21 protein-coding genes are annotated in these 26,866 nt (G+C 72.5%); 3 read left to right on the forward strand and 18 right to left on the reverse strand.

Features of this window, described 5'->3' with window-relative positions; all coding sequences use genetic code 11:
* Nucleotides 1-42: 42 nt before the first annotated feature.
* Both ACWDVW_RS19705 and ACWDVW_RS19710 read right to left on the reverse strand, forming a co-directional pair.
* On the reverse strand, nucleotides 43-1,653 hold the full coding sequence (locus ACWDVW_RS19705) for an ABC transporter substrate-binding protein (RefSeq protein WP_449950830.1): 1,611 nt from the start codon (nucleotides 1,651-1,653) through the stop codon (nucleotides 43-45).
* Nucleotides 1,654-1,690: 37 nt separating this feature from the next.
* Nucleotides 1,691-2,740: a dipeptidase gene (locus ACWDVW_RS19710; protein WP_449950833.1), complete on the reverse strand. Its 1,050-nt coding sequence runs from the start codon at nucleotides 2,738-2,740 to the stop codon at nucleotides 1,691-1,693.
* Between the two features lie 405 nt (nucleotides 2,741-3,145).
* Here ACWDVW_RS19710 and ACWDVW_RS19715 point away from each other — a divergent pair, with 405 nt between their 5' ends.
* Nucleotides 3,146-4,651: a TldD/PmbA family protein gene (locus ACWDVW_RS19715; protein ID WP_449950836.1), complete on the forward strand. Its 1,506-nt coding sequence runs from the start codon at nucleotides 3,146-3,148 to the stop codon at nucleotides 4,649-4,651.
* The gene (locus tag ACWDVW_RS19720; RefSeq protein ID WP_449950839.1) at nucleotides 4,648-6,021 is read left to right on the forward strand and encodes a metallopeptidase TldD-related protein; all 1,374 of its coding nucleotides are present in this window, start codon (nucleotides 4,648-4,650) and stop codon (nucleotides 6,019-6,021) included. The genes ACWDVW_RS19715 and ACWDVW_RS19720 overlap by 4 nt, the downstream gene beginning before the upstream one ends.
* Here the strand turns inward: ACWDVW_RS19720 and ACWDVW_RS19725 are convergent.
* From ACWDVW_RS19725 to ACWDVW_RS19800, 16 genes are all read right to left on the reverse strand, one after another.
* Complete coding sequence (locus ACWDVW_RS19725) at nucleotides 6,005-6,817, reverse strand: hypothetical protein (protein ID WP_449950842.1); 813 nt, start codon at nucleotides 6,815-6,817, stop codon at nucleotides 6,005-6,007. The two genes, ACWDVW_RS19720 and ACWDVW_RS19725, sit on opposite strands and share 17 nt — an antisense overlap.
* Nucleotides 6,799-8,526, reverse strand: a complete 1,728-nt coding sequence (locus ACWDVW_RS19730; protein WP_449950845.1) for an ABC transporter substrate-binding protein — start codon at nucleotides 8,524-8,526, stop codon at nucleotides 6,799-6,801. The genes ACWDVW_RS19725 and ACWDVW_RS19730 overlap by 19 nt, the downstream gene beginning before the upstream one ends.
* Nucleotides 8,523-10,235: an ABC transporter substrate-binding protein gene (locus ACWDVW_RS19735; RefSeq protein WP_449950848.1), complete on the reverse strand. Its 1,713-nt coding sequence runs from the start codon at nucleotides 10,233-10,235 to the stop codon at nucleotides 8,523-8,525. Before ACWDVW_RS19735 ends, ACWDVW_RS19730 begins: the two co-directional genes overlap by 4 nt.
* 49 nt (nucleotides 10,236-10,284) lie before the next feature.
* Nucleotides 10,285-11,505 carry a DUF885 domain-containing protein gene (locus ACWDVW_RS19740; RefSeq protein ID WP_449950849.1) on the reverse strand — a complete coding sequence of 407 codons (1,221 nt, stop codon included), beginning with the start codon at nucleotides 11,503-11,505 and terminating at the stop codon, nucleotides 10,285-10,287.
* On the reverse strand, nucleotides 11,502-13,208 hold the full coding sequence (locus tag ACWDVW_RS19745; RefSeq protein ID WP_449950852.1) for an ABC transporter substrate-binding protein: 1,707 nt from the start codon (nucleotides 13,206-13,208) through the stop codon (nucleotides 11,502-11,504). Before ACWDVW_RS19745 ends, ACWDVW_RS19740 begins: the two co-directional genes overlap by 4 nt.
* Nucleotides 13,205-14,542 (reverse strand): aminotransferase class V-fold PLP-dependent enzyme, encoded by a 1,338-nt coding sequence (locus tag ACWDVW_RS19750; protein ID WP_449950855.1) that lies wholly within the window; start codon nucleotides 14,540-14,542, stop codon nucleotides 13,205-13,207. Before ACWDVW_RS19750 ends, ACWDVW_RS19745 begins: the two co-directional genes overlap by 4 nt.
* A 366-nt stretch (nucleotides 14,543-14,908) precedes the next feature.
* Nucleotides 14,909-15,562, reverse strand: coding sequence for a hypothetical protein (locus tag ACWDVW_RS19755; protein WP_449950858.1), 654 nt, complete (start codon nucleotides 15,560-15,562; stop codon nucleotides 14,909-14,911).
* Between the two features lie 63 nt (nucleotides 15,563-15,625).
* The gene (locus ACWDVW_RS19760; RefSeq protein ID WP_449950861.1) at nucleotides 15,626-16,528 is read right to left on the reverse strand and encodes a homocysteine S-methyltransferase family protein; all 903 of its coding nucleotides are present in this window, start codon (nucleotides 16,526-16,528) and stop codon (nucleotides 15,626-15,628) included.
* A gap of 38 nt (nucleotides 16,529-16,566) precedes the next feature.
* Nucleotides 16,567-17,706, reverse strand: a complete 1,140-nt coding sequence (locus ACWDVW_RS19765; protein WP_449950864.1) for a trans-sulfuration enzyme family protein — start codon at nucleotides 17,704-17,706, stop codon at nucleotides 16,567-16,569.
* Between the two features lie 22 nt (nucleotides 17,707-17,728).
* Complete coding sequence (locus tag ACWDVW_RS19770; protein ID WP_449950867.1) at nucleotides 17,729-19,006, reverse strand: aminotransferase class V-fold PLP-dependent enzyme; 1,278 nt, start codon at nucleotides 19,004-19,006, stop codon at nucleotides 17,729-17,731.
* Between the two features lie 247 nt (nucleotides 19,007-19,253).
* Entirely contained in the window at nucleotides 19,254-19,958 is a 705-nt protein-coding gene (locus tag ACWDVW_RS19775; protein ID WP_449950870.1) for a winged helix-turn-helix transcriptional regulator, read from the reverse strand.
* Between the two features lie 103 nt (nucleotides 19,959-20,061).
* Nucleotides 20,062-21,348, reverse strand: coding sequence for an ABC1 kinase family protein (locus ACWDVW_RS19780; RefSeq protein ID WP_449950873.1), 1,287 nt, complete (start codon nucleotides 21,346-21,348; stop codon nucleotides 20,062-20,064).
* Nucleotides 21,349-21,353: 5 nt separating this feature from the next.
* Complete coding sequence (locus tag ACWDVW_RS19785; protein WP_174536887.1) at nucleotides 21,354-21,995, reverse strand: NHL repeat-containing protein; 642 nt, start codon at nucleotides 21,993-21,995, stop codon at nucleotides 21,354-21,356.
* Nucleotides 21,995-22,891: a 50S ribosomal protein L11 methyltransferase gene (locus tag ACWDVW_RS19790; RefSeq protein WP_350699950.1), complete on the reverse strand. Its 897-nt coding sequence runs from the start codon at nucleotides 22,889-22,891 to the stop codon at nucleotides 21,995-21,997. The genes ACWDVW_RS19785 and ACWDVW_RS19790 overlap by 1 nt, the downstream gene beginning before the upstream one ends.
* 128 nt (nucleotides 22,892-23,019) lie before the next feature.
* Entirely contained in the window at nucleotides 23,020-24,222 is a 1,203-nt protein-coding gene (locus ACWDVW_RS19795; protein WP_387256636.1) for a DUF6004 family protein, read from the reverse strand.
* Nucleotides 24,223-24,426: 204 nt separating this feature from the next.
* Nucleotides 24,427-26,259, reverse strand: coding sequence for an ATP-binding protein (locus ACWDVW_RS19800; RefSeq protein WP_449950877.1), 1,833 nt, complete (start codon nucleotides 26,257-26,259; stop codon nucleotides 24,427-24,429).
* Between the two features lie 442 nt (nucleotides 26,260-26,701).
* Here ACWDVW_RS19800 and ACWDVW_RS19805 point away from each other — a divergent pair.
* The coding region (locus ACWDVW_RS19805) for a Clp protease N-terminal domain-containing protein (RefSeq protein ID WP_449950883.1) at nucleotides 26,702-26,866 on the forward strand (165 nt) is incomplete at its 3' end.

A 26,866-nucleotide genomic window follows, 5' to 3' on the forward strand; every position in this document is an offset into this window, starting at 1 on the left:
GTGGCGGGGGCGTCGGTGTGCCGACACCCCCGCCACGACCCGTCAGCGGTCGAGCCAGATGTTGCGGTAGAAGCGGTACGTCGGGGTCGGGTCGCCCTTGTAGCCCATGACGTCGGCCTGCACCACGTCGAAGTCCGCGTTCAGGAAGGTCATCGCGACCGGCCCACGCTCGGCCAGGATCTTCTCGGCCTGCTGGTAGAGCGCCGCGCGCTTGTCCTTGTCCAGTTCCGAGCGGGCCTGGACGACCAGGGCCTCGTACTCGTCGTCGCTCCAGTTGCCGTAGTTGAGGCCACCGCCCTTGAGGAAGCTGGCGGTGAAGCGCTCATCCGGGTCATAGGTCAGGCCGAAGCCGGACTGGTACATGTCGAAGTCGGCGGACTTCGTCTTCGTGTCGGCGATGGTCGACTCGACCGACTCGATGGTCACCTTGATCCCGATCTTGGCGAGTTGCTGCTGCTCGACCTCTGCCGAGCGCACCTGGAACGCCGAGGTGGCGATCACCATGAGCTTGGCCTCGAAGCCGTCCGGGTAGCCCGCCTCGGCCAGCAGGGCCTTGGCCTTCTCCACATCGGCTTGGCCGTAGATCGGGTCCTGCACGGCGCCGAAGCGGTCCGGCGGCAGGTAGCCCGCGTTCAGCGGGGTGCCGTAGCCGGAGTTGGCCACGTTCAGGATCTCCTGCCGGTCGAGGGCCAGGAAGATGGCCTGCCGGACCTTCACGTTGTCGTACGGCGCCTTGGAGGTGTTGAGCCGCAGGTGCAGGGAGAGCGAGCCGGAGCCGCCGTACCACTTGAGCTTCTCGTCGCTCTTGAGCGCGTCGATGAACTCGGGCGCCGGACGCCAGAGGAAGTCGACCGTCCCGCTGCGGACCGCCGCCGCCCGGGCGTTGTCGTCCGGGTTGAAGGTGAAGTCGATCCCGTCGAGGTACGGAACACCCTGCTCCCAGTACTGGGTGTGCTTGTCGAGCTTGATCGCCTGGCCCGTGACCCGCGAGGCGAGCTTGAACGGCCCGCTACCGCCGTCGACGCTGCCGTTGAGGCCACCGGCCTCGACCACGGTGCGGTCAACGATGGAGGACGCCGCCGTGGAGAGCAGAGTCAGGATGGCGGCGTTCGGCGCCGACAGCGTCATCTCGACGGTGCGCTCGTCGGGCGCCTGCACCGAGGCGATGCTCTCGTAGCTACGGGCGCGAGGCGCCCGGGTCGCGGGGTCCTTGATCCGTTCGATCGAGTACTTCACATCCGCCGCGGTGACCTTGCGCCCGCTGTGGAAGAACGCGTTGTCGCGCAGCTTGAACGTCACCGTCAGGCCGTCGGCGCTCTGCTCCCACGACTCGGCGATAGCCGGCTTGATCTCGCCCCGGTAGGACTGCACCAGTGACTCGTAGATCTGCTCGTTGATGACGAAGGCCGAGGTCTCCGACATCCGGTGCGGGTCGAGTTCGTTGGCGTCCAGCCGGATCATGACCCGCAGCCGGCCACCGGACTTCGGTGTACCGGACGGCTGAGAGTCATCCTCCAGGCGCACGTTGGCGGTCAGACCGTCGTTGGATCCGCTGTCACCGTTAGTGGACGGAGGCTCACCACCCCCGCAGCCGGCGGCGAGCGCCGAGATGACGCCCACTGCCAGCACCTTGGTCAAAATTCGAGTACGCATGGGTCTCCTTCGCTGGTATCACAGTCAGCGCTTTAGGTCAGGCCGGCTTCCACGTCTCCCCGTAGACCCGAAGCCAGTTGCCGCCGAGGATCTTGGTGACGTCCTCCGGCGAGAAGCCGCCGTCGAGCAACGCGGTGGTGAAGTTCGGGAAGTCCGAGGCGTCGTCCATGCCGATCGCACGACGCTCGTTCCATCCGAAGTCGCCGAGGAGGTTCTGTTGCTCCCTGGAGTTCGACTGTGCGATGGCTTTCAACTGTGCGATCCGCATCGGCTCGGTCCACGTCTCGTCGTAGTCGGTGGCGATGGCGACGTGGTCCACGCCCGCCACCTCCACCACGCGGCTGACGTGCTCGACGAAGCGGACCAGATCCGGACGCCGGGACGGGGCCTCCGGGTAGTACAGGAACCCTGACAAGGTGGTGATTCCCATGACGCCGCCCTGCTCCCCGAGGGTGCGCAGATAGTCGTCGGACTTGGCTCGGATGTGCGGCGACATCGCGTCACAGAAGGAGTGGGTGACCACCACCGGCTTGCTGGACGTCTCCATGGCGTCCAGGCCGGTGCGCTCGCCGCAGTGTGAGACGTCGACCAGGATGCCCAGCTCGTCCATGGCCTGGACGAAGCGACGACCCCGGTGTGTCAGGCCTGCGTCTGTCTCCTCGCCACAGCCCGCGCCGAGCAGGTTCTGCCGCTGGTAGGTCAGTTGCAGGATGCGGACACCCAGGTCGTAGAAGGTGCCCAGCAGGTCGAGGTCGACCCCGATCATCTCCGTGTCCTGCGGGCCGAAGATGACGGCCTCCTTGCCTTCGGCCTTGGCCCGATGGATGTCGTCGACGGTCAGTGCGAGCAGAACGTCGTCGGGGTGCTCGTCGATCCACCGACGACACCGGTTCACCTCCCGCAGCGCGGAAACCGTGTCGGCGTACGGCCTGGTGACGGTGTGGTTGACGGCGGTGACACCGCCTCGCCTGATCCGGTCGAGGTGGGCGTCGCTCAGTTCGATGACGGTGCTGCCGTCCACCACGGTGGCAGTGGCGTGCAGCTCGGTCGCCGAGGCTGCGGAAGTGTGCGTGGCAGCAGTGTTCACGTCATCTCCAGGATCATCGGAAAGATGCTGTGACCCTACGAGTGACGCCACTTCCTGTCTATAGACCTAAGACCTTCGTCGGATAACCGTTCAGAAACGACGATATTCGTCGCTTCTATGGATCGATACGTGCCGCCGCCCGCGCCCTCCGGGACAAAAGCCAGCAGAAAGGTCACACTCCACCACTTCCGCCAGGGGGAACATCAAAGTCTCTACAAGATCCGGGGCGGTTCAGCAGTGGCCTTCTTCCTGCTTGCTCTGTTGCGCGGCGACGGCGCTGGTCGGCCGCCCGGCCGCCACGTGGGCCCTGTGCGCCGCCGGGACGCCGCACTAGTCTCCTCACCGCAACCCCCGGGCCGCCGTGCCACGGCGCGGACGGCGGCACCCCGGCGACCGGAGGCGCGTGTGCCCGACGAGATCGACGACTCTTTCCTCGCTCTCCCACTGGCCCGCCTCGCCGACGCCGCCCTGTCGCGGGCCCGGCAGCGGGGCGCGCGGTACGCCGCGCTGCGGGTGCAGCGGGTCCGCTCCGGGCGCACCGTCGTGCACGACGGTGCGCTGCGGGCGAGCGAGGAGGAGACCGAGACCGGCCTGGCGGTACGGGTGCTGCACCGGGGCGCGTGGGGCTTCGCCGCCACGCCGGAGCTCACGCCGGAGGCGGCGGTACGCGCCTGCGACGACGCGCTGGCGCTGGCCCGAGCCTGCGCCGATGTCGGCGGCGGGCCGGTCTCGCTCGCGCCCGAGCCCGCGTACCCGGCGGCGACCTGGCGCTCGCCGTACCGGGTCAACCCGTTCGAGGTGCCGGAGAGCGAACGGGTGGAGCTACTGAGCCACTGGTGCGCCGGGCTGCTGGCGCACGAATCGGTGGCGCACGTGCTTGCCCGCGCCACCGCCGCCCAGGAGAACACGTACTACGCCGACCTGGACGGCACCCGCGTCGCCCAGCAGCGCGTCCGGGTACACCCGCAGGTGCTGGCGGTGGGCCGGCACCCGCGCGACGGCGGCGTCCAGACGCTCCGCACCGTCGGCCCGCCGGTGGCCCGCGGCTGGGAGTACCTGCACGGCGAGGGCTGGGACTGGGCCGGCGAGCTGGCCGAACTGCCGGCGCTGCTGGCCGAGAAGACGCTGGCGCCCCCGGTGCGGCCGGGCCGGTACGACCTGGTGATCGACCCGTCGCAGCTCTGGCTCACCATCCACGAGTCGATCGGGCACGCCACCGAGTACGACCGGGCGCTGGGCCACGAGATGTCGTACGCGGGCGGCACCTTCGCCACGCCCGACGTCGCCGGGCAGCTGCGGTACGGCTCGGCGCTGATGAGCGTGGACGCCGACCGGTCGGCCGCGCACGGACTGGCCACCGTCGGGTTCGACGACGAGGGCGTGGCCGCGCAGTCCTGGCCGCTGATCGAGGCGGGTGTGCTCGTCGGGTTCCAACACGACCGCGCCTCGGCCGCGCGGGCCGGCCTGCCGCGCTCCGCCGGCTGCGCGTACGCCGAGTCGTACCGGCACACGCCGATGGCCCGGATGCCGAACGTGTCGCTGCGCCCGGCGGTGGACGGGCCGGACACCGCAGCCCTGATCGCGGGCGTGACGGACGGCTTCTACCTGGCCGGCTCGGACAGCTGGTCGATCGACATGCGGCGACGGCAGTTCCAGTTCACCGCCCAGCGCTGGCACCGCATCCGCAACGGGCGGCTGGCCGGGCAGGTCTCCGGCGCCGCGTACCAGGCGGAGACCACAGCGTTCTGGTCCGCGCTGTGCGGGCTGGGCGGGGAGGGCACGTGGCTGCTCTCCGGCGCCGACATGTGCGGCAAGGGTCAGCCGGTGCAGGCAGCCGCGGCCAGCCACGGCTGCCCGGCCGCGGTGTTCCGCGGCATCGACGTCGTCGACACCGGAGGGCGGGACGGGTGAGCGGGATCCAGGACGCCTTGGAAGCAGCGCTGCGGCACCGGCGCGAGGCCAACGAGCTGCTGCTGATCGCCGACGAGACGGCCGCCGCGCACCTGCGCTGGGCGGGCAACGCCCTGACCACGAACGGCAGCGTCCGGTCCCGCCGGGTGACGGCGGTGGCGCTACGGGACGGCGCGGTCGGCGTACACGTGGGGCTGGTCGGCCACGGCGGCGCGCTCGGCGACGCGCTGCCCGGCCTGGTCCGCACGGCCGAGCGGGCCGCCCGCGACGCGCCGCCCGCCGCCGACGCGGCACGGCTGCCCGAGCCGTGGCGGACGCCGTCGTGGGCGGAACCGCCCGGCGGCACCTCGGTCGACGCGTTCCGGGACGTGCTACCCGGCCTGGCCGACGCGTTCGCGGCGGCCGGGCATCGGCGGCTCTACGGCTACACCGAGCACCGGGTGGTCACCACCTACCTCGCCGCGTCGACCGGCGCCCGCCTGCGGCACCCGCAGTCCACCGGCCTGTTCGACCTGAGCGTGCGCGACGGCGACGACTCGACGTGGGCCGGTGTGACAGCGCCCGACCTGACCGGACTGGATGTGCCGGCGCTCGCCGCCGAGCTGTCCGCCACGCTGGCGCGGCCCGGCCGCCGGGTCGAGTTGCCGCCGGGACGCTACGAGGTGCTGCTCACCCCGAACTGCGTGGCCGACCTGATGCTTCACCTCTATCTGGCCGCCGGGGCGCGCGGCGCGCTCGACGGGCGTACCGCGTTCAGCCGCCCGGACGGCCGGTTGCCGCTCGGCGAGCGCCTCACCGCGCTGCCGCTGACGCTGCGCAGCGACCCGGACCATCCGCTGCTGCCCTGCGCCCCGTTCACGATCAGCCGGGGCACCGACGACCTGACCGCAGTGGTCGACAACGGGCTGCCGCTGCGGCCGACCCGCTGGATCGACGAGGGCGTGCTGACCGCGCTCGTGCAGACCCGGCACACCGCCGCGCGGACCGGCGCGCCGCTCACCCCGATGGTGGACAACCTGGTGCTGGAGGGCGGACCGGACGCGCCGACGCTGCCCGAGATGGTGCGCTCCACCCGGCGCGGCCTGCTGCTCACCTCGCTGTGGTATCTGCGCGACGTCGATCCGGCGTCGCTGCTGCTGACCGGCCTCACCCGCGACGGCGTACGCCTGGTCGAGGACGGCGAGATCGTCGGCACGGTGCACAACTTCCGGTTCAACGAGAGCCCTCTGTCGCTGCTGGCCCGGGCCACCGAGGCCGGGCGGCCGGCGCCGGCGCTGCCCCGGGAGTGGGGCGACTACTTCACCCGGATGGTGATGCCGCCGCTGCGGGTGCCCGACTTCCTGATGTCGGCGGTCAGCCCGGCGACGTGAACAGCGCGGCGAACCGGTCCAGGGTGCGCCGGTCGTACACGAGCCGTTTCTGCGGCGGGTACGGACGCCGTGGCGGCGGCACGTACCCGGGCTCGCCGCGCCGGGGCAGCGTCCCGTCCGGGCGGCGCAGGTGCGGACCGTGGAAGAACCAACAGAGCTGGCCGACCAGTTCGGCGAAGACCAGCGGGTGCAGGTCGGGCGGGTACATCGCGAGGTGGCAGCGGGTGGCCCGGAACTCGCCGCGCGGTCCAAACGTGTTGCCGAACAGGACGTGCCCGAAGACGTCATGGACCGCCCGGAAGATGTCGTTGTGCAGCAGCTCCTCCCCGCCGGCCCGGACCCCGACGGGGGCGCGCAGCGGATGGTCGCCGTCCGCGCCGGCCGGCCCGTGCCCGTGGCGGGTGAGGAAGACGTGCAGCAGGCCGGTCGAGCGGACCCGCGCGACCAGCTCCCGCGAGTGCCGGTACGGCTGTCCCTGCCCGGCCCAGGGCAGCACCCGGATGCCCGCCTCGCCGATCAGCCGGAACTGCCGCAGGTTCTCCGCGGCCAGCCGGGTATACCCGCGGTCCGTGCCGGCGGTGACCATCGGCGCGGCGTCGTAGCGGTCGGCCACCTCCCGGCAGAAGTCCTCGTCCAGGCGCAGCGGCTCGGCGGCCAGCCGGTCCAGCCGGACGGCGGGCACGCCCGCGCGCGCCGCCGCCCGGTCCACGTGGGCCTGGGCCAGCTCGCCGAGACGTACGGTGAGCCGGTGGTCGTCGCCGCTCGTCGGCCCGGTCGTCAGTCCTCCCCCAGCCACAGGTTGGTCAGGTCACCGTTGAGCACCGGGTACGGCAGCCAGTTGCGCACCCGGTGCCCGCGCAGCCAGTACTGGTGGGCGAAGAGGATCGGCACCACCGCGCAGTCGCGCAGCACCTCCCGCTCGACGGCCCGCCAGTGCTCGTTCGCGGCCCTCTCGTCGACGCAGCTCAGCGCCGCGTCGATGTGCTCGTTGACGACCGGGTTGTGGTAGTGGCCGAAGTTCGACCCCCAGTCGTCGTTGTCGGAGACGCCGGAGCTGTCGAAGAGTGCCTGGAGGTAGACGCGGGCGTTGTTGCCGTGCCAGTCCGGTTCCCAGCCAGACAGCGCCACGTCCCAGCGGCCCTCACGCGCGCCGTCGGCCCGGCCCAGGTACGTGCCGAACATCTCGGTGATGCCGGCCGGGACGAGGTCGAGGGTGATGCCGGCCCGGGCGGCGGCGGCCCGGACCACCCGCGCGGTCTCCGGGTGGATGTCCCGGTCCCGGTAGACCAGCTTCAACGTGATCCCGTCGGGGTAGCCAGCGTCGGCGAGCAGCTGACGGGCCTGCTCCGGGTCGCCGACGCCGTCGTTCGCTGCGTACGGGGCAAATGGCCGGTGCGCGCGGCACAGCGGCGGCAGGATCTGCTCGGCGATGTCGTTGAGGCGCGGCCCGCCCCAGACCTCGGCCACAGCGGTCTTGTCGATCGCGTACTGCAACGCCTCCCGGACCTCCCGGCGGGCCAGCGCCTCGCCCTCGTTCGGGCTGAGCACGTTGATCACCAGGTACGGGCTGAACAGACCGGCCGGGCAGACCTCCAGCCGGGGGTCCCCGGCCGCGAACATCTCCGGCAGCCGCTCGGTCAGCGGCTGGATGTCCCACATCATGTCGGCGTCGCCGTCGATCACCATGTCGTGGCAGGTCTTCTCGTCCAGGCCCTGCCGCACCTCGATGCGGTCCACATGGGCGGCCCGGACCGGATCGGTGGCCGGGTCCCAGGTGCGGCTGCGCTCCAGCGTGATGCGCCGGTCCGGCTCGTAGCCGGTGATCCGGTACGGCCCGATGGAGCCGAGTCGCTGGTCCAGCTCGGGGCTGCCGGGCACGAACCAGAGGTACTCCTCCGGCGTCGGGGAGGCGAACGGCAACGCCAGGAGGTTGAGGAACTCGGAGGTGGGGCGGCGGGTGGTCAGCTCCAGCGTCCGGTCGTCGAGCACCCGCAGCCCGGGCACCTCGGCGGCCTCCAGGTAGGGCGCCACCACGTTGAGGTCGCGGGGCAGGGTGAACAGGTCGTCGCGGAACTCGGCGAGCCCGTCGACCGTGCTCAGGTAGTAGGGCAGGCCGGGGCTGGGCGCCATCGGATGGGCCAGCCGCTTGATGCCACGTACCACGTCGGCGGCGGTCAACGGCCGGGGCCCGTTGGGCAGGTCCCAGCGCAGCCCGTCGCGCAGCGTGAACCGGTAGCGGCGGCCCTCGGCGTCGTACGGCCCGTCCGCCGCCACCGCCAGGTCCGGCACCAGGTCCCCGGCCCGCCGGTGGTCACGGGTCGACGGGTAGGTGACAAGCTGCCGGGTGTAGGCGCGGACGATCCCCCGGGTCACCGTGTGGTAGGCCAGCGCCGGGTCGAGGTGGTCGACGTCGCCCGCGCCGACCAGGGTGAGCGTGCCGCCGCGGCGCGGGCCGTCCGCGCCGTGGGTCCGCCTGAGGTCCGTCGGTACGTCTGCCGTGGTCATGCGGACTCCTCCAGCCAGAGGTTGGACAGGTCGAACCAGCGGTCGACAGTGGGCATGGCAATGGCGTTGCGGACCCGCCGGCCCTTGCGGTGCGGGATGGTCGGGGCGTGCACGAGGATCGGCACGATCGCGGCGTCCCGCATGACACACAGGTCGACTTGGTGCCACAGTTCGGTGGCGCGGGCCCGGTCGGTGGCGCCGAGCGCCTCCTCGATCAGCCGGTCGACCTCAGGGTTGCTGTATCCGCCGTAGTTGCTGGTGCCGCGGGACGTGTTGGTCTGGAACATCGGCTGGACGTAGGTGCGCCCGTTCGGGCCGAACCAGTCGGGCGTCCACGACGGGGCGGAGATGTCCCAGGCGCCGGCGCGGGCGTTGGCCGGGTCGCGCAGGAACTGGTAGTACTCGGCGTGGCCGAGCGCCACCAGGCGGACGTTGATGCCGCCCTTCTCCAGATCGGCGGCGTAGGAGCGGGCCACCTCCGGGTTGGCGTCCACGTCCCGGTGCACGGCGGTGAGGGTGAGCCCGTCCGGGTAGCCCGCCTCGGCCAGCAGCTCCCGGCAGCGCTCCGGGTCGCCCCGGTCCCCCGGTGTCGGGTACAGGTTGAACTCGACGTGCCCGTCGTTGCCGGGCGGGATCGCCGTGTGCCCGCACGACATCACCGTCCCGGCCTCCAGGCCGTGGTAGATCTCGGCGATCGCCGCCTTGTTTATCGCGTACGCGATGGCCTGGCGCACCTTGAGCTTGCTCATCGCCCCGTCGGCGTTCGGGCTGAGCAGGTTGAACACCAGGTACGGGTTGAGCGCGTAGCCAAGGTCGTTGCCCGGGTCGGTGGGCGCCGCGTCGTACGGCTCGGTGATCGGTGACGCCCAGGACAGGTCGGCGCGGCCACTGTCGATCGCCTCCCCCACCTGCTGCGGGCTGGCGATCTCCATGGTCACCTCGACCCCGTCGAGGTACTGCTGGCGCACCGGGTCGGACGCGCTGCGCCACACCGGGTTGCGGTCCAGCCGCACCGACTCGCCGTGGGCGTAGTGGGTGATCCGGTACGGCCCGTTGGAGCGCACCCGCCGCCGGAACTCCGCGCTGTCCGGCAGCACCTCGTCGTACTCGACCGGGGCGGCGGAAGCGCACTGCAGCGCCAGGATGTGCAGGAAGTCCACCGCCGGGCGGATCAGGTCGAAGACGATCGTCCGGTCGTCGACCGCGCGGACGCCGGCGATCTCGTGGCTGTTCTGAAAGGCGGCCAGCTCGGCGGCGGCCGGCTCGGTCGAGGTGATCGCGGCGGCGTACGCGTCACAGTACTCGGCCATCCCCCTGATGGTGCTGGTGAAGTAGCCGATCCCGCCGGCCTGCAGCACCGGGTTTGCCATCCGCTTGAAGCCGCGCACGAAGTCCCCGGCGGTCACCTCGCGGGGCGGGTCGGTGTCCCAGCACACGCCGGGGCGAAGGCGGATCGTGTAGCGGGTGTGGTCAGCGCTGACGCCACTGTTGTCCACTGTGGGCACCGCCTCGGCCACGTCGGGCTGGGGCGTGACGGCCGACGGGTCGCGCAGGTCGACGACCGGCCGGTAGGTGAAGAGCTGGCGGGCGATGAGCCGGATGATCTGCCCGCCGAGCATGTAGTAGGCGCAGGCCGGGTCGAGATGGTCCATGCTGCCGGGTCCGTAGAGCCGCAGGATGCCCCCGTACCGGGGCTGGCCGCCGTTCATCGACACACACCTTTCGTCGTCTCTGTTCGCTGCTGCCGGTGCCGGGTACTCAGATGGGTGCGAGCGCGGTCCCCGCCACGTCGGCCCGCAGCTGCGCCGGCAGCAGCGGCTCCCGCAGCAGCGTGTCGAAGCGGTCGCTGAGGCTGGTGCCCGGCTCGCGGGCGGCCAGCCAGGCGTCGACCAGTCGGCCGCCCTCGGAGTAGGTGACTAAGTACGCGCGCCACAGCGGGTCGGCGGCGAACGTGACCATCTGCTCGGCCCGGTCGGGCGGCAGCAGCATCCACCGCCGCAGGTGGGCGAGCGCCTCCGCCCGGTCGCCGCCCTCGTCGTGCAGGAGCAGGGCGGCGTCGATCCGGGCCGGCAGCAGGCGCACGATCAGGCCGCGCATCCGCTCGACCCGCTCGCCCTCGACGTGGACGCCCTCCCCGGACAGGATGCCGGCGGTCCACTCCCCCCAGCCGGGGCCGAGCACCGCGTCCACCGCCGCCTCGGCCAGGCCCTCGGTGACCAGGCATCGGGGCGTGTGGACCAGGGAGATGGTGTGCTCGCCCTGGCCGCCGTCCCGGACCAGGCCGGCCTCCTTCAGGCAGTGCTCGGTGTGGTGGCCGGGGTACGACTCGTGCGCAACGATGATCGGCAGCGCGGCCACCGACCGGCCGCTGGCCGCGTTCAGCGCCACGGCCGAGCGGAAGCCGCCCAGGTAGCGGTTGTACGCGTTCCACGGCGCGTCCCGGACCACGGTGTACTCGACGCGCTCGCTCCCCGGCAGGCCGAACCGGTCCCGGGTCCGCTCGCGCAGCGCGTTGGAGACCGCCTGCACGCAGCGGTGCAGCCGCTCCGGCGGGACGGTGTTGCGCCGGTAGAACTCCTCCACCCGGTCCGCGAGCGGCCCCGGCCCGGGCAGCAGCGCGTCGATCTCGTCGTGCACCGCCGCGTAGTGCTCCGGCGGGGTGCGGGTCACGTCGACGTCGAAGTAGGCGCGCACCTCGTCCCGGAAGGACATCGGCGTGCCGGCGAGCCGGTCGGCGACCGCGCGCAGCGCGGCGAGCTGGGCGGTGAGGTACCGGCGGCGGGCCGGTTCGAGGTCGCTGTCGCCGACCGCGGCGAGCGTCCGGCCGGCCTGACGGGACAGCTCGCGGGGGTCGGGCGGCGGTTCGGCCGCGACCTGGTCGCGCAGCGCCGAGTCACCGTAGTAGCAGTCGACGAGCCCGTCGACCAGCCGGCCGAGGCGCAGGCCGAGCAGCAGGTAGTCGCGTACCAGCGGGTTCACTCGCCCGCCTCCGGGCGTGCCGCGGTCAGGTCCGCCGCGTACCCCTGCGGGGGCAGCGGCCGGATCCCGTCGACCCGGTCCGGTCGCCTCGGCGCTACCACCGGCGCCCGGTGCAGGATCGGCACCACCGCCACGTCGGCGACCGCGCGCTCCGCGGCGGCCCGCCAGGCGGCGTCGGCCCGCCACGGCTCCGGCGCGTCGAGCGCCCGCTCGATTAGCGCGTCCACCTCAGGTGCGGCATAGCCGCCGTGGTTGGCGCCGCCGGGCACCGGGTTCGCCTGCAGCATCGCCTGCGCGAAGACCCGCCCGTTGTGCTCCAGCCAGTCGGGCACGCGCGCCGCCACGGCGAGCTGCCAGCCGCCGGCCGTGGCGGGCGCGCGCAGCGCCTGCGCGTACGCGGCGTCGGCGAGCCCGACCGCCCGGGTCGGCAGGCCCGCCCGGGTCAGGTCGGCCGCGCAGGCGTGCGCCACCTCGGGCCCGCAGCCGGACTGCGGGTGGATCAGGACCAGCGGTGGGCCGTCGGCGTGGCCCGCCGAGGCCAGCAGGTCGCGGGCCCGCGCCGAATCGCCGGCGTGACCCGGGGTGGGGTACGGGTCGGCCGTGCCGTGTCCGGCGTTGCCCGGCGGGATCAGCGAGCCCGCCACCCGTACCGGCACGCCGGGTCGGTGACGCCGGTACAGGCCGGCCACCGCCGCCTTGTCCACGGCGAGCGCCACCGCCTGCCGTACCCGGAGGTCGGCCCAGACCGGGTCGCGCAGATTGAGCAGGAGGTAGGGGTCGAGCACCCAGCCGAGCGCGCCGTCGACCGGCTCGGCGGCCGGCAGCCCGCCGACGGCGGGCGCGACCGGAACCTCGGCCGGCGCGTCGGCGGGCTCCGCGTCGGCGCGGCCGGCGCCGTCGCTCAGGCGCAGCTCCACCCGGTCGGCCTCGGCCCGCCGGTACGGGTCGGCAGCCGGCTTCCACGCCGGGTTGCGGACCAGCTCGACCCATTCGCCGGGCCGTTGTAGCCGCACCCGGTACGGGCCATTGGCGCGCAGGTGGGCGGCGGCCTCAGGGCTGCCCGGGACGAACGCTTCGTGCTCCGCGGGCACCGCCGACGCCGCGGGCAGCGTGAGCATCTGCACGAAGTCCAGCGCCGGCCGGGCCAGCTCGATGACGAGCGTCTCGTCGTCGAGCGCGAAGACGCCGGGGATCTCGTACGCGTTCTGGTACATGGCCAGCGTCGCCGCGTCCGCGGCCCGGTGGGTGGCCTCCGCCGACCACGCGGCGGCGAACTCGGCCAGGCCGCGTACGGTGCCGGCGAAGTACGCCAGCGACGGCGAGGGCCGGACCGGATTGCACATCCGCTTGAAACCGCGGACCACGTCGTGCGCGGTGACCGGACGCCGGTCGGGGGTGTCCCAGCGGACGCCGGGGCGCATGTGGAACACGTAGCTGCGGTGGCTGGCGCCGAGACCTGCGTTCCAGGTGGAGGGGACCTCCAGGGCGAGGTCGGGCACCGGCGTGACGGCCTGCCAGTCGTGGACGTCCCGGGCGGTCTGCCAGGTGACGAGCTGCCGGGTGTGCAGCCGGACGAACGGGGCCGCCGACGCCGGGGCGCAGGTGGGGTCCAGCGGTGCGGCGTCGGTGGGCGCGAGCACGCGCAGCACGCCGCCGCGCCGCCGCGAGGTGGCCGGCTCCGGCCGGTACGGGGCGACTGTCATGACAGCTCCCGCACCAGGTCGGCGATGGCGTCGACGGCGAGGTCGACCTCCTCGGCGGTGTTGTAGAGGTGGGTGCAGATCCGGGCGGCGTAGTGCTGGTGCGGTGAGCCGGCCACGTCGAACTCGGTCCACCGGGTCCAGATCCGGTGCCGGCTCTCCAGCTCGTCGACGAGGCGGGCGAACTTGGTGATGTTCCAGCCGTCGGCCCGGTCGGGGAACGGGTTGAACGCCACCAGCGGCGCGGTCAGCCGGTCGTCGGTGAGCGGTGAGTACAGCGACTCGACGCCGAACCGTTCGATGATCCGGGCGCGGGTGTGCTCGCCGAGCGCCGCCGCGTGCCGCTCGATCCGGTCCCGGCCGATGCGGTCCCACAGCTCGCACGCCTTGGCCAGGGCGGCGCCCCGGGCGATGCTGGCGCTGCCGGCGCTCTGCAGGTAGTCGCCCATGTTGTAGCTCTCCACCCGGGTGGTGGTGCGCGGCGGCGGGGCGCCCATCATCGGGTACCAGGTGGAGATGACCGGCCAGAACGTCGGCAGCGGCAGCGGGTTGTGCTCGGGGTGGACCTTGTTGCGGACGTAGAGCAGCCCGGTGCCGAGCGGCCCGCACTGGAACTTCGAGCCGGAGCAGGTGACGAAGTCGGGCCCGAGCGCGCGCAGGTCGGTGTCGAACAGGCCGGGCAGCAGCGCGCCGTCGACCACTGTGGTCAGGCCGTGCTGCTGGGCCAGGTCGCAGAGCTGGCGCACCGGCATCCGGGTGCCGGTGAACAGCGTGACGGCGGCGAACGCCAGCACCTTCGTCCGCGGCGTGATCGCCCGGGCGAACATGTCGACGATCTCCTCGGCGGTGACGTCCGGCCCGACCGGCGGGGTCAGCACGGTAAGCGTGATCCGGTGCCGGTTGCGCAACAGGTTGAAGTTGGACAGCACCGAGTAGCACTCGTGGCTGGTGGTGATGACCTCGTCGCCCTCATGCAGGTCGAGCCCGTTGATGACCCGGGCCACGCCCTCGGTGGCGTTGTGGCAGATCACCATCTCGTCCTGGTCGACGCCGAACGCCCGGCCGATGGCGGCGCGGTGCTCGGGGTACATGCCGGGCGGGTAGACGTTGCGCAGTCCTCCGTTCCACGCCCGGGTCACCCGGTCGTTGACGTCCAGCACCTCGTACGGCATCACTCCGATGGTGCCGGTGTTGAGGTGGACCGCGTCGGGCTCCATCGCGAACAGCGACCGCAGCTCCGCGAAGGAGGCGGTGCGCAGCGGGTCGGCCGGTGCGGGCGGCCCGCTGGTGCGGGCGGCCGTCGTGGTCGCGGGGTCGTCGGTCACGCTGACGCGCATGGCGTCCCTCCTATCAGGAGCTGGCACCCGCCAGTGAATTTACCATATGATTATCAAGTAAATAGCCGTCCCGCTGCCCGTCCCGTCCGCCCGCGCCGGGCTCTCCGGCGCGCCCCCACCGCAGAGCAGGGAGAAGCGATGATCGCGTGCCACACCGGCGGTTGGCCGGACACCGAAGCTCCTCGGCGGACGGAGCGGGCCCCCGCGTCCGGCTGCTCGTGCGGCTGCGCCGGCCGCTGCCGGCCGCCGTCCGCCGACGCCTGCGGCGAGCGCGACCGCCGGCAGGAGCAGTTCGACGCGCGCGACCGGGTGCCCTGACGCCGGACGGGTGGGGGCGGCCGGGACCCGCCGCCCCCACCGGGCCGGTCAGCCGCCGAGCACGTCCGGCAGCCGGACCGCCTTGAACCGCCGGTCGGCGAAGTCGCAATACCAGACCAGCTCGCCGTCCCAGGCCAGCCCGGTCGGATGCCCCGGCAGCCGCACCGTGGCGACCAACCGGCCCGACTCCGCGTCGACCGCGTGCAGCAGGCCGTCCTCGAACTCGGCGTAGAGCACATGCCCCTCGGCGTACGTGAGGCCCGAGGGCGACCCCACGACCGGGTATTCCCGCTGCACCGTCATGGTCTCGAAATCCCGCAGCTGGATCACCGCGGGCGCGCGCAGGCAGAGCCACACGCCCTCGGGCCCGGTCTCCATGCCGGTAACCCGGCCGTTGGAGGGCCGTACCGGCTTCGATCCGACCGTCTGGCCGGTGACCGGATCGATCAGCAGGATCCGCTTCGGCCGGCCGCCGATCTGGCACAGTTTTCCGTCCGCGTACCCCAGGTCGGCACGCACGTCGGGGTACGCGAACCACCGGCGTACCGTGCCGTCCGCCGGGTCGATCGCGAAGATCCGCGCGGCGTCCTGGTCGGAGTGCCAGAGCCAGGTGCCGTCCCAGGTCAGGCCGCACATGTATCCCGCCGGGCCGGGCAGGCTGCGCACCACCTCGACGGGCGGTGCGATCGTGGAGCCGCTCACCGTCTCGTTCTCCCTTCGTTGGCTGACCCGGCCCGCGCCGGGCCGGCGTACCTGCGGGCGGCGTCAGTCGACGGCCGCCACCGGGGCATTGAGCCGGGCCGCCAGCGCGGCGATGTGCTCCGGCGACGTGCCGCAGCACCCGCCGACCACGGCGAGCCGGTACTCCACCGTCCAGCGGGCGACCAGGTCGCCGAACTCCGCGGGGTCGAGCAGCGGTCGCGGTCCGGGCGCGCCGTCGCGGCGGTCCTCCAGGTTCGGGTACGCGCCGATCGGGCCGTCGTCGGCGTCGCGCAGCGCCCGCAGGCACCGCTCGGTCGCCTCCGGACCGGTGCAATTGACCAGCACCACCTCGGCCCCGGCGGCGCGCACCGCCCGCGCGGCGTCCACCAGGGAGTCGCCGGACAGCAGCCGGCCCTGGTCGTCGCAGACGAAGCCGGCCCAGGCCAGGGCGCCCACCTCGCGCACCTGCTCCACCGCGATCCGGGCCTCGCGGGCGGTGTTCATGGTCTCCACCAGCACCAGCTCCACCCCGGCCCGGACCAGCTCCACCGCCAGCCAGCGGTGCTCCTCGCGCAGCTCGTCGTCGGCCGGTACCAGGTCCGGCCGGTAGCAGTCCTCCACCGGGGCCATCGACGCGGCGATCCGGGTGCCGGGCGCGCCGGCCGCGTTGCGGGCGGCCAGCGCGACGCCGACGGCCGCGTGCACCATCCAGCCGAGGCCGGCGTCCTCCAGCCCGGCGCGACGCAGCGCCCGCAGGTTGCAGCGCAGCGTGTTCGCGGTGAGCACCTGCGCCCCGGCGGTCAGGAACCGTTCGTGGACGTCGCGCAACACGCGCCGCCGGCTGTCCGCCAGCAGCGCCGCGATGCCCCACCACGGGGCCTGGTGGGGCAGCCCGGCGCGCTGCAACTCGGTGGCGAGTCCTCCGTCGAGCACCACCGTGGCGCCGCCGGTCGTGAATGCGGACATGTCTCCTCCTTCGCGGAGCGAATATGCCGGTCAGCGGGTCAGGCGCCGTCACGCAGCGCGGTGACCAGGTCCTCGACCAGGTCGGCCGGGTCCTCGATGCCGGGTGAGATCCGGATGAGCCGGTCGGTCAGCCCGAGACGCCGGCGCACCTCGGGCGGCACCGGGCGGTGGGTCATCAGCGCCGGGCACTCGATCAGCGAACGGACGCCGCCGAGGCTGACCGCAGCGGTGAACAGGCGTACGCGGTCGAGCAGCTTGGCCGGGTCGCCGAGGTACTCGAAGGCGGCGAGCGCGCCGGGCGCGGTCATCTGCCGGACCGCCACCGCATGCTGCGGATGCGTCGGCAGCCCCGGATATCTGACCCGGGCAACGCTCGGCTCGGCCAGCAGCACCGCCACCACCGCGCGGGTGTTCTCCACCTGTCGGGCGGTGCGCAGCGACAGCGTCTTCAAGCCCCGGTGGGTGAGATAGCAGTCGAATCCGCCGGGGGCGTTGCCAGCCACCGTGCGGTACGCCAGGAACCGCCGGTGCAGCTCCTCGTCCTGGTAGACGAGCGCGCCGCCGAGCACGTCGAGATGACCGGCGACGGACTTGGTGGTGCTGTAGAGCGCGATGTCGGCGCCGTGCGCGAGCGGTCGTTGCAGCACCGGCCCGGCGAGCGTGTTGTCCACCACCACCAGGGCGCCGTGCCGGTGCGCGAGGTCGGACACAGCGGCGATGTCGGCGACCTTGAGCAGTGGGTTGGTGGGCGTCTCCAGCCACACCATGGCCAGCTCCGGCCCGCACTCGCCGAGCGCGCGGTCCCGCTCGGCCGGGTCGGCGAGGTCCACCTGCCGTACCGTCACGCCGCGCTCGGCGGCGGCGGCGAGCAGCTGGTGGGTGCCGCCGTACATGTCGTCGGAGGCGAGCACCAGCCGGCCCGGCGGCACCACCGACAGCGCGGTCGTGGCGGCGGCCTGCCCGCTGGTGTAGACGGTGGCGTGCCGGGCGTCCTCCAGCGCGGCGAGACACTCCTCCAGCGCCTCCCGGTTGGGCTGCTCGCCCCGGGCGTAGAAGTAGCGCGGCGGGTCCTGGGCGGTGCGGTCGTAGGTGGTGGCGAGGTGGATCGGCGGCACCACGGCGCCGGTGCCGGACACGGGTTGCTGGCCGACGTGCACCAGCCGGGTGTCGAACCTCATGACGCTCCCTTCCGGGCGCTGCTCAGAGGAACCGGACGTCGGGGTGATCGGTGGTCCAGGGACCCGCCCGTACGCCGGCGAGCAGCTCACCGACGAGGTCGATCTCGGCAATGGTGTTGTAGACGCCGAAGGAGAGCCGGACCGTGCCGAGCAGGCCCAGCTCGTCGAGGAAGGTGCTGGCGCAGTGCACGCCGCAGCGCACCGCCACGCCGTGCCGGTCCAGGTGCGCCCCGACGTCATACGGGTGGATGCCCTCGACCACGAAGGAGACGATGCCGCTGGGGTCGGCGGCCGGGTCACCGACCACCCGCACACGGTCGATCGCGCCGAGCACGTCCACGGCGTGCCGGACCAGCGTCCGGTCGTGCCGGCGGATCGCGTCCCAGCCGAGGTCGCGCAGGTAGTGCAGGGCGGCGGCCAGCCCGACCGCGCCGGCCACGTGCGGCGTGCCGGCCTCCCACCGGGCCGGCCCGTCGAGGTAGCGGACCGGCTGGTCGGCCGCGACGCCCTTCACCGTGCCACCGCCCACCTGGTAGGGCGGCAGCCCGGCGAGCAGGTCCCGGCGGCCGTGCAGCACGCCGACACCCATCGGCCCGTACGCCTTGTGCCCCGAGAAGCAGTAGAAGTCGGCGTCGATCTCGCGCACGTCGACCGGCCGATGCGGTACGGCCTGGGCGCCGTCGACCAGCACGAGCGCGCCGGCCCGGCGGGCGGCGGCGGTCATCTCCCGTATGGGGTTGACGGTGCCGAGCACGTTCGAGACGTGGCTGACCGCCACCAGCGCGGTGTCCGGGCCGAGCGCGGCGGCGAATCGGTCGGCGCCGACCCGCCCGTCGAGTCCGGCCGGCACCACTGTCAACGTGGCGCCCGTACGGTCGCAGAGCCGGCGCCAGGGCAGCAGGTTGCTGTTGTGCTCCATGCCGGTCACCACGACGCGCCGGCCCGGCCCGGCCACCCGCTGCCCGGCGGTGTCCGCGACCAGGTTGACGGCGGCGGTGGTGCCGGCGGTGAAGAGCACCTCCTCCGGCTGCGCCGCGCCGATCGCCCGCGCGGCGCTCTCGCGGGCCTGCTCGTACCACTCGGTGGACTCCAGGCCGAGCCGGTGGTAGCCGCGCCCGACGTTGCTGTTCGCCCCGGTGTAGTAGTCGGTCACCGCGTCCAGGACGACGCGGGGCTTCTGCGTGGTGGCGGCGTTGTCCAAGTAGGCGACGAGGTCGTCGGCCCGGCGGGCCAGCAGGGGGAAGTCGTCCCGTACCGCCCTGGGCAGCGCCTCCGGAGCGTGTCGCACCGTGTCCGTCATGCCGGCTCCTGTCGCTTGACGGCCGGTCGTCGGTGCCGGCGCACGCGCCGCGCGGGGTCGCCCCGCGACGCGTGCGGCGCCGTCTGGCGCTCGGGCGACGGAAGGGCGGACCGGTCGTCCCCGTGGGACCACAGTGCTCGGGAGGTGCCGCACGGGTGCGGCGTGCCGGACGACGACGGGCCCCGACGAACGCCGAGGCTAGTTCAGAATAATATAGTGAACCTGTCCCGTCACCCCCTAGCGCGGGTCAGTGACCGGAGGTCGCCCGGACGGCGGGCGCCGCGCCGGCGTCCAGGCCGAGCAGCTCGCAGCAGCGCAGCACGGCGTCGATGTCGCCCTCCAGCTTAAGCTGGCCACCGACCATCGCCATCAGCGGCGTGACCCGCCCGGCTCCGATGCGGACGAACGTGGCCGCGTCCGTGGTCGCCACCATCGCCGGGTCGTCGGACGGTCCCTTCGCCACCCGCGGCACCCCGCCGGCGACGTCGATGCGGAAGACCTCGTCGTCGACCTGGAACTGGTAGCTCTCGTCGATCGGGGAAACCTTGTCCAACTGGAACATCGCCTCCACGGCGAGAAAGCCCCAGTGCGGGCGGACCGTGTCCTCGGCGCTCAGGTCACCGACGAACTCCAGGCCCCAGTGCGCGAGCCCGAGCACCATCGGCCGCAGCGCCTGCCCGGTCGGGGTCAGTTCGTAGGAGAGCCGGCCGCCGGTGCCGTGCACGTCGACCTGCCGCAGCACGCCCGAGTCGACGAGGAACTTGAGCCGGTCGGCGAGCAGGTTCGTGCCGATGCCGGGCAGGTCCGCGAGCAGCTCGCTGTAGCGCCGGGGCCCCATCAGCAGCTCCCGGATGATCAGCAGCGTCCAGCGTTCACCCAGCACGTCGAGCGCGGACGCGAGCCCGCAGTACTGGTGGTAGGAGCGCTTGCCGGCGAGGCCAGTCGGTGCCATTCCGCTATCGTATATTTTAGTCCGCTGTTTGCGCAGGTGGGGCCGCGCTGTCGAGGCGACCGGCCAGGCTCGGCGGACCGTTCGGCCAACGCACAGGTGGCGCTCAGGCGGCGGCGCGGCGGCCGAAGAGCCCGCGCATCAGCACCGGCTTGGCCAGCTCCTGGAAGTCGAGGTCGGGGTCGAGGTCGCGGACCGTCCCCTCGATCACCAGCAGCGAGAGCAGCGGGAAGATGAGGTCCGGCGCGGCGTGCACGCCGTGGCGCCGTTGCAGGTCGAACATCTCCGCGGCGAACGCGATCAGGCTGAACTCCCGGGCCGGCAGTCTGTGGCTGCGCTCCACCAGGTCGGCCATCTTGACCAGGAACGTCTCCACGTCCGCATCCGGCCGCAGACCGGTGCCGCTGCGCACCACGATCTCGGCGCAGTACCGGCCGCGCCCGATCGACATGTTCATGAAGAACTCGGCGAACAGCCGGCGCAGCTCCTCGGTGAGCTGCACGCTGAACCCGGCGTCGAGCACCACCACCTGGGCACCCCGGGTGAAGTAGAGGTTGCCCGGGTGCATGTCGCAGTGGACGAATCCGTCCACGAAGAGCATGTGGTAGATCGCTGTCATCGCGGGGGCGGCGAACCGCTTGCGTACGGCCGCCGACATCGACCGCGCCACGTCCACGTCGAGGTCGGGCACGAACTCCATGACCAGGCAACGCGGCCGGCAGACGTCGTCACGTACGGCGGGCACCCGGACCCGGGGCACCACGGCGAGGTTCTCCTTGAGCCGGCGCAGGTTCTCCGCCTCCCGGACGAAGTCGAGCTGGGCGAACACCGCCCCGCACATGTTCTCGACCACCTCCCGCACCGGGACGCCGCGCAGCATCGGCAGGCGGGCCATCACCCGGGCGCCGTGCCGCATCAGCGCAAGGTCGAGGGCCATCGTCGACTCGATGCCGGGACGGCGCAGCTTGAGCGCCACCTCGGCGCCGTCGGGCATCCGCCCACGGTAGACGCAGGCCACGCTGCCGCTGGCCACCGGCGTCGGGTCGATCTCCGCGAACTCCGCAGGCGTCTCGCTGCCGTACGCCTCGGCCAGCGCCCGGCTGGTCTGCTCGGAGGTCATCGGGCCGACCCGGTCCTGGAGCACAGACAGCTCGTCGCAGAGCGCGGGCGTCAGCACGTCGCGCCGGGTGCCGAGCACCTGACCGGCCTTCACGAACGTCGGACCGAGCCGCATCAGCAACGTGGTGAGGCGGCGGTAGAGCAGCCGGCGGGCCCCCGGCCGGTCACCTCGGACCGCCTTGACCAGCGCAGGCGGCAGCGCCGGCAGTAGGTGGGCGGCGCCGACCGCGCCGATCCAGGTCGAGCGGGCCAGCAGAGCGCGCGTCGTCGCCATGGACGTCAACCCTTCGTGATGCCCGGCACCTCGATCGCCCGGAGCTGCAGGGTGGTGAAGTCGCAGTACCAGATGCGGCGGCCGTCCCAGGTGATGCCGGTCGGGTTGCCCGCGACCGAGTAGGCGGCCACCTCCCGGCGGGCCGCCACGTCGTACAGGTTGATGGTGGCCGCGTCGTGGTCGGAGTAGACGAGGTAGCTGTCGGAGACGGTCAGGCCGGCGACCGGGTGCCGGACCGGGAACGTGTCGATCAGCCCGAAACCGTCCGGGTCGCGTAGGTCGACCTGGCGCAGGTCCTCGTAGCCCAGCCAGAGCCCGTGCCGGGTCGCCTCCAGCCCGCACAGCACGTTGCCGGGGCGCGGATTGCCGAACTCGCCGAGCAGCTCGCCGTCCTCGGGATCGACCAGCCGCAGCACGCGGTCGTCGCCCGCCACCTGCAACAACCGCCCGCCGATAGTGGTCAGGTCGGTGCGCACGCCGGGGCAGTCGAGCCGGCGGACCACCTTGCCGCTGATCGGATCCAGGGAGGCGATCTGGCTGGAGACCGCCTCGGAGAACCAGAGGCACTCCGCAGACCAGGTCAGACCGCAGAGCTTGAGAGCGCCACGGACGGGAATGTCGCGGACGGTACCCACCGCGAAGGGCATCAGGACCTCCTCTGCCGGGACAGGCCGCACTCCAGCCGCCAGCCGGTCACCGTGCGCACGTCGCGCCGGGCCGGGCGGCGCAGGGCGACGGACAGCTCGTCGCCCTCGGCCACGTCGGTGTGTCGCAGCGGCCACACCCACACCGCCCAGTTACAGCCGGGGTACGACGGGAAGTTCGACAGCGCCACGTCGTCGGTGAAGTCGGCGGTGAAGAAGCCGAGCACGGCGTGCAGCCGTCCCGGCGCGGTGACCGGCAGACGCTGCCGCAGCGTCTGCCGGGACGGTGACCGGCCGTCGAGCGCCTGGTCGAGCACCACTGTGGGCTCGGCCAGCAGCTTCGGCGGACGCTGAAAGAAGTGCAGCTGCGCCGCGGGGGCCACGAGCTCCTGCACGGGGTCGAGCCGGTAGCCGTAGAAGTCGCCGCCCCACAGCCCCCAGCCCTCGTCGGCGAACTCGGCCGCGGCCAGCCAGGTCCGCAACCGCCGGGGCACCACCCGGCCGCCGGAGCGCAGGTGCCGGCGGGCGATCACGTGCAGCACCTCGGCCATCTCCTCCTCCGGGCCGAGGTTGCCCATCATCTCGGAGACCAGCACGTCCGCCTTGCGGGGCAGCCGGACCGTACGGGCGTCGCCGGTGACCAGCGTGAGCCGTCCCTTGAGGTCGTTGGCCTCGATGATGCGGGCCGCCGCCGCGGCGGTGGCCGGGTCGGCCTCGACCGCGTACACGTGCTCGGCGCCGTGCCGCAGCGCCAGCAGCGAGAGCGCGAGCAGCCCCGCGCCCACGTCGACTACCACGTCGCCGGGGGTGACGGCCTCCTCCAGCGCCCTGTCGTACGCCCGCAGCCGGGGCGCGTCGCCGAGCATCATCTGGTGCATGAGCAGCAGCCGCTGATCCACGCGGTACCCCCTGAGCGCGCGTCCCTCCCGACCGCCGTAGCAGCCGGGAGGGACATCGTGACGGTACGTTGCTATTGGTTTTACCAGTAGAACCTCTGGCCGGCAGGCCCGTCAAGCGGACCCGTAGGTCAGGCGTTCACCGCGGCGTGCTCGCCGACCAGCGCGTCCCGCATCACCAGGTTGACGCCGGTGAGGCGGGCCTTCGGCTGCTCGTCCACGGCGACCAGCGCGGTGTCCGAGCCGTCCAGCTTGAGTTCGGTACCGGTGGCCTCCATGCCGCGCATCTTGCCGTTGACGTGCACGGAGTTGGCGGCGTAGAGCGTCTCGTGCGGCGTGACCAGCTCGAACTCGGCGTCGATGTGCAGATCGCCGGGGAACTTGAGCCGGCTGAGGCTGTCCTCGTTGCCCTCGCCCAGCGTGCCGCCGGAGACCCGCGGCCAGCTCGCCCGCAGCATGACCCGGCCACCCAGCTCCGGACTGTGTCCGACGACGGCGACGCGGGCCAGCTGGGCGAGCACGCCCTGACCCTCGTCGTGCTTGTCCGGGCCGAAGAGCAGCACCTCGGCGCCGGCCGCCTGGCGATAGTCCCCGGCCAGGTCGACCCGCACCGTCTTGCCGTTGACCTCGACCTCGATCTGCCCCTCAAGCGAGGTCTGCATGATCATGGACGGGTCGACCAGCATGGACATGCACGGACCGGCGCTGGGCGCGAAGAACAGGTTCGGCGTGATCCCGACCGGCTGGTTCTCGTCGTTGGCCGGGTACCACGCCTCCGGCAGCGTGGTGCCCTTGACGACGTTCGGCGCGGCCATCACGTCGAACGGACCGTCACCGCGCGGCTTGCCCAGGTAAGGGCCGGTCAGCGGCTTCTTGAACGGCGGGACGCTGTCGACCACGCCGTAGATGTCGATGACGTTGCGGTGGGCGAGCCGCAGCGTGCTCGACTCCAGGATGCCGAAGCGGCGGATGTAGAACTCGGCCGGGAAGTTCTTGCCCGGCACGATCTGCCGCACGTGCCCGCTGTTGGGCAGGAACGGGTTGGACAGCACCTGGATGCGGTCGTCCAACTCGTAGCTGAACCCCTTGATGCCCACCTCGGGCGCGCTGATCAGCTCGGTGGCGAACTGCGCGTAGCCGTTCTCGTCGACCTTGTGCTCGAAGCCCGGCATGGGCCACTTGTTGAGCTGCACGAAGCCGGACAGGTTGATCGTCTCGCGGCGGCCCGAGTAGTAGTCCTCGCCGAAGACCACGGTGGCCGCGGCGAGGATGTGCGGGCGGATCGGCTTGGGTTCGAGGTTCAGGGACTCGTAGGTCTCTCTGGTGGAGCTCAAGCCAGACACCTCCAATGTCTGTCGGCAGGGGTCAGCGGCGGTCTGAGGGCCGCTGGTGGACCGGACCCGACCGGTCCCGCCAACTATCAAGCTATGTGTTTTTAAAGCGAACTGTCAATGCCTGGGCATCGTCAGGTGTCAAAGCCCCGGGAACACGACGGCCCGCTCCCCGGCGGGGAGCGGGCCGTCGATCGCGACCGCCGGTCAGTCCGGCACGGCCGCCACCCCGGCCGGCAGCAGCGGCCGGGACAACGGCAGGGGAAGCTCGGCGACGGGGCTCGTCACGGCACCCGGGGTGTCGTACTCCAGCGCCAGCCGGCGCAGCAGGCCGAGCATCCGGTACCGGCCGCCGGCTGTCCCGACCGGCATCACCAGGGCCTTGTCCACCAGGGCGGCGAGCACCACCCGCACATCCGTCGGGCCGGACGGATGGGGCCACCAGAACCGCCGGGCGGCCGCCAGGTCGAACACCCCCGGCAGCAACGCGACGTGCTGGAACAGGCAACGCTCTACCACGTCGAGGCGCTGGACGCTGCGGTCGAGCATCGCCCGCAGTGACGTGTGGCGTGGCTCCGGTCCGGCGGCCGGCGGGCGCAGTCCGTCCAGCGGTCCCTCCAGCTTGCGCAGCACCCCATCCAGGCTGTCGGTGGACAGGCACGCCGCCGCCATCTCCAGGGCCAGCGGCAGGCCGTCGAGCCGGCGGCAGATCTCCACCGCGATCTCCGCGTCACGCCGGTCGAGACGGAACCCGGGGCGGGCCTGAGCCGCCCGTTCGGCGAGCAGCGCGACCGCCGGATTGGACAGGACCGAAGGCCATCCGCCCGGCTGCGGCACCGGCAGCGGATGCAGGCGCTGGACCCGCTCGTACGGCAGCCCGAGCGGCTGGCGCGACCCGGTCAGGACCACCACGTTCGGGCATGCCAGCAACAGCCGGTCGGCGACCACCGCGCACGCGTCGACCAGGTGCTCGGCGTTGTCCAGCACCACGAGCGTCGGCTGGTCGCGCAGCAGCTCGACCGGATCCTCGGCACCGTTGCCCCCGAGCATCCGGGCCAGCCGGCGCTCCAGCTGCCGCCGGTCACTGAGGTCGAGCGTGTCCACTGTCAGGACCCCGCCGGTGAAGACACGGGCGGCCTGGTGGGCGGCGCGCAGCGTCACCGCCGACTTGCCGCAGCCGGGCGCGCCGGTGACAGTCACCGCGCGGTACTTCGCCAGCAGCGCCGCCAGCTCGGCGATGTCCCCGGCCCGCCAGTGCAGCGGCCCGGAGATCGGCCCGCAGCCGGGCCTGCGCCGCGCGGCGGGCACCGTCGGCGCCGGCCGGGGCACCGGTGGACGCCCGGCCGGGCGCACCAGCGCCCGGTGCACCGCCCGCAGCTCCTCCCCCGGGTCGACGCCCAGTTCGGTACGGAGCCGCTCGGTGATGTCGGCGTACCTGTGCAGCGCCACGGTCCGGTGCCCACTGCCGCCGAGCACGGCCAGGTAGTCGGCCTGGATCGCCTCGTGCAGGGGTTCCAGCCGGGCCAGCCGGGTGGCGGTGTCGAGCACCGCCGTGGCCCGTCCCAGCCGCAGCCCCAGACCCACGTAGCTGTGCGAGGTCGCCACCCAGGCCGCACCCAGGGCCTCCACCTCGATGTTGTCGTGCAGCAGCGAGCGCAGCTCACCGAGGGTCGGGCTACGCCACAGGTCCAGCGCCTGCCCGAGAAGGCGGAACGCCTCCTCGCGGCAGCCCTCACCGATCCGCTTCTCGGCCTCGGCGACGTAGCGCCGGAACCGGGCGACATCCGTCTCGACGGTCTCGGCGCGCAGCGAGTACCCGGAGACGGTCGAGGCGATGACCCGCACCCGGCGCCGTGGCGGATGTTCCGGTTCGAGGACCTGGCGCAGCCGGGCCACGTACGTGTGCACGAGCGACCGGGCGCTCGGCGGGACCACGCCACCCCAGACCGCCTCCTCCACCTCGCTCACCGGGACGCTGTCGCCGAGGCGTAGCGCCAGAAGGGAGAGCAATGCCCGCTGCTTGGCCGGGCCGGGCTCCACCGGATGCCCCTTCCGCCTCACTTGCAGCGGACCCAACAGGTCGACCCGGTAACAGGCACGACTCTCCATCATCTATCCCCCTAGGCTCAGCGTGAGCCCGAGACTGGCACATCCGGTTACCGAGTGGCCACACTGAGCTATCGCTCAGGAAACTCGGCAGGCTAGGTCGCCGACCCGCGCCAGCAGCGTGATCACCGCCCGGGAGGTGCGCAAAGGTCGCCGGGCGGAGCACCGGCAGCCAAGAGTTCTTTTCATATGGCGAAGCTATTGATAGAAGTTGCGGAATCCGCCGGACTGCGCGATCCCGCGCCGACGAAGTCGCACCCCCAGAGGGGGATGTCGCTCGCCGAGGCACCCTCATCGCTCGAGCACGATAGACAAGCTGCTATATGAAATCTTAGTATTCCTACGGCCGGATGACTCAGGTGAGGAGCACGAGGGCATGTTCGAGCGGTTCACCGACCGAGCGCGACGGGTTGTCGTCCTGGCCCAAGAAGAGGCCCGGATGCTCAACCACAACTACATCGGTACGGAACACATCCTGTTGGGTCTGATCCATGAGGGCGAGGGCGTCGCGGCGAAGGCCCTGGAGAGCCTGGGGATCTCG

This window comes from Micromonospora sp. NPDC003241, from assembly GCF_053589795.1.